This window comes from Sphingomonas bacterium, from assembly GCF_903643035.1.
Taxonomy (GTDB): domain Bacteria; phylum Pseudomonadota; class Alphaproteobacteria; order Sphingomonadales; family Sphingomonadaceae; genus Sphingomonas.
This window is the reverse complement of record NZ_CAHJWW010000312.1, coordinates 1-3,016: the sequence shown is the minus strand read 5'-3', so window position 1 is coordinate 3,016 and position 3,016 is coordinate 1. Positions and strand designations below refer to the sequence as shown.

The following is a 3,016-nucleotide window of genomic DNA, read 5'->3' as shown; positions in this document are numbered from 1 at the left end:
CCGCCCAGCGGCGGGCCGATCGCGCTGGCGACCGCGCCCGCCGACGCCCAGGTGCCGATCGCCCGCCCCTTCGCCTCGCCGGAAAATGCGTTGCCCATGATGGCAAGGCTGTTGGGCATCAGCATCGCCGCGCCGATCCCCTGCACGCCGCGCGCCGCCAGCAGCATGCCGAGCGACGGCGCGGCCGCACAGCCAAGCGAGGCCAGCGCGAACAACACGATTCCGCCGACCAGCATCCGCCGCCGGCCGTACCGGTCGCCCAGCGCGCCGCCGACCAGCAGCAGCGCCGCGAGCGGCAGCGTATAGGCGTTGACCGTCCACTGCACCCCCACCGCGCCTGCGTGGAGGTCGCGCGCGATCGCCGGCAGCGCGACGTTGACCACCGACCCGTCGAGGAAGGCGAGGCTGGAGGCGAGGATGCAGGCCGCCAGCGTCCAGCCGGGCCGCGCGGCGGTGCCGTCACGACAGGCGTGCGCCTGCGCGTCGTCGTGGGGAACGGGGCCGGTCTGCGTCACCGCCTCAACCCTGCCATGGGTCTCAAACCTGCCATGGGCCTCAACCCTGCCATGGGGAAGTGACGACCATCAGCCGCGGCCCCGCCTTGGCCAGCAGCGCGGTGCGCAGCCGCGCGGCGCGGCGACCGTGGAGCAGCCGCTCCCACCAGTGGCGCAGCACCAGTTGCGGGATCAGGATCGCCACCGATCGCCCCGGCGTCGCGGCGTCGATCTTGTCGACGAGTTCCAGCACCGGCCCGGCGATCTCGCGAAAGGGGGCCGGGACCAGCATCAGCCGCGGCGCCGGCAGTCCCTGCGCCGCCACCGGCCCGGCGATCTCGCGCTCGAACACGTCATGGAGGCGGCGCACGTCCTCGCCCGCCTCCGGCCCGGCGAGCTTGAGGAGGTGGACGGCGATCACGTCTGGCGACAGCGTCATCGCGAAGCGCAGCGCGCGATCGGTCATCGCGCTGCGTTCCTCATAGGCGACGAGCACGGTCGGGGGCTGGGTCTCCTCGATCGCGAACGGTCCTGCGACCGCCAGTCGTTCGCCCAGCCGGCGATAGTGGCGATGCACGCCCGCGAGCGTCAGCATGATCGCCGGGATCGCGATCACCACGATCCACGCGCCCTCCACGAACTTGGCCGCCAGGATCACGACGAGCGCGGCGATCGTCACGCCCGCGCCGGTGGCGTTGATCGCCAGCCGGCCAAGATTGCGTCCCGGCCGGCGCTTCCAGTGTACCACCATGCCAAGCTGGCTGAGCGTGAACGTCAGGAACGCGCCGATCGCGAACAGCGGGATCAGCCGGTCGGTGATGCCGCCGAACGCGACCAGCAGCACGCCCGCGACGATCGTCAGGAACACGACGCCCACCGAGAACACCAGCCGCCGGTCCGCCAGCGCGAACCCGCGCGGGAGGTAGTCGTCGAGCGCCACCAGCCGGCAGATGCGCGGAAAGCCGACGAAGCTGGTGTTGGCGGACAGGCACAGCACCGCCAGCAGGCTCGCCATCGCGACGTAGTAGATCGCGCCCCGCCCGGCGATCGCGGCGGCGAGTTGCGACAGCACGCTCTGATAGTCGGGCTTCGTCTGATCCATCGCGCCGACCGAATAGCCATGCGCGACCATCGCGATGCCGACCAGCAGCAGCCCGAGCGACAGGCAGATGACGGTCAGCGTGCGGTGCGCGTTGCGGATCACCGGCTCGCGGAACGCGCTGACGCCGTTGGACACCGCCTCCACTCCCGTCATCGCGGTGCAGCCGGCCGCGAACGCGCGCATCAGCAGCCATGCGGACGCGGCCTCGGTCCCCGCGACGAGCCTGGGCGGCGCGACCTCCGGCGCGGCGTGACCGGTCCACAGCCGGACGAGCGCGAGCGCGATGAGCGCCAGGAAGCTGAACACGAACAGGTAGGTCGGCAACGCGAACAGCAGTCCCGCCTCGCGCGTGCCGCGCAGGTTCGCGACCGCGACGAGCGCCAGCACGCCCAGGCACAGCGGCAACGTCCAGGCGTGCAGCGCCGGCACGGACGAGACCAGCGCACCCACCCCCGCCGAGATGCCGACCGCGACGTTGAGAACATAGTCCACCATCAGCGCCGCCGCCGCCAGCAGCGAGGCGTCGGCCCCCAGGTTCTCCCTGGCGACCGTGTACGCACCGCCGTTGGACGGATAGGCGACGATCGTCTGCCGGTACGACAGGTACAGGATCGCCAGCAGCGCGACGATCGGCGCGATCACCCAGCCGATCCAGGCGAGGCTCGCCGCGCCCATCGGCGCCAGGATCGTCAGCGCCGCTTCCGGGCCGTAGGAGGCGGAGCCCAGCCCATCGAGGCCCATCGCCGGCACGCCCGCGATCCAGCCGATCTTCTGCTCCCCCCCTTCGCGGTTGGCGAGACGGCGGCCGAGGACGAGGTCGATCGGGGTCATGACGCTGCTCAACGACCCGGCGCCCCCGCGTGTCCAGCCCCGATTGGCGCACCTGCCCAAATCTGGCACGAGCCGCCGATCCGACGGAGATGCCCGATGCCGATGTCCCCCCCGCACGCAGACCGCCTGGCCGCGCTGCGCGCGCGCCTCCTGGCCGACGGCCTGGACGGCTTCGTCGTGCCGCTGACCGACGAGCATCTGAGCGAGTATGTCGGCGACTACGCACAGCGGCTAGGCTGGTTGACCGGCTTTGCGGGATCGGCGGGCAGCGCGGCGGTGCTGGCCGACCGGGCGGCGATCTTCGTCGACGGGCGCTACACGCTTCAGGTCCGCGAGCAGGTGGACGGCGCGCACTGGGAGCATGTCGGCGTGCCCGTGGACAGCGTCGCGGCCTGGCTCGGCCGCCACGCGCCCGCCGGCGCGCGGATCGGCTATGATCCCTGGCTGCACACGCGCGGACAGGTGGACCAGATGGCGACCGCGTTGGCGGTGGCGGGCGCCATGCCGGTGGCGGTGGACGCCAACCCCGTCGATGCGATCTGGGCCGACCGCCCGGCCCGGTCGGACGCGCCCCTGGCCGTGCAGGACG

General features: G+C 72.5%; 3 protein-coding genes. 1 reads left to right on the top strand and 2 read right to left on the bottom strand.

Annotation, left to right across the window (positions count from 1 at the left end):
- On the bottom strand, positions 1 to 515 hold a 515-nt coding region (locus HUV01_RS14425; protein ID WP_254606697.1), incomplete at its 3' end, for an MFS transporter.
- Between the two features lie 40 nt (positions 516 to 555).
- Complete coding sequence (locus tag HUV01_RS14420) at positions 556 to 2,427, bottom strand: APC family permease (protein WP_174298899.1); 1,872 nt, start codon at positions 2,425 to 2,427, stop codon at positions 556 to 558.
- Between the two features lie 96 nt (positions 2,428 to 2,523).
- Here HUV01_RS14420 and HUV01_RS14415 point away from each other — a divergent pair.
- On the top strand, positions 2,524 to 3,016 hold a 493-nt coding region (locus tag HUV01_RS14415), incomplete at its 3' end, for an aminopeptidase P family N-terminal domain-containing protein (RefSeq protein WP_174298898.1).

Coding starts and splice junctions, on each gene's coding strand:
- HUV01_RS14420 (WP_174298899.1), bottom strand. CDS start 2,427: ATGACCCCGATCGACCTCGTCCTCGGCCGCCGTCTCGCCAACCGCGAA.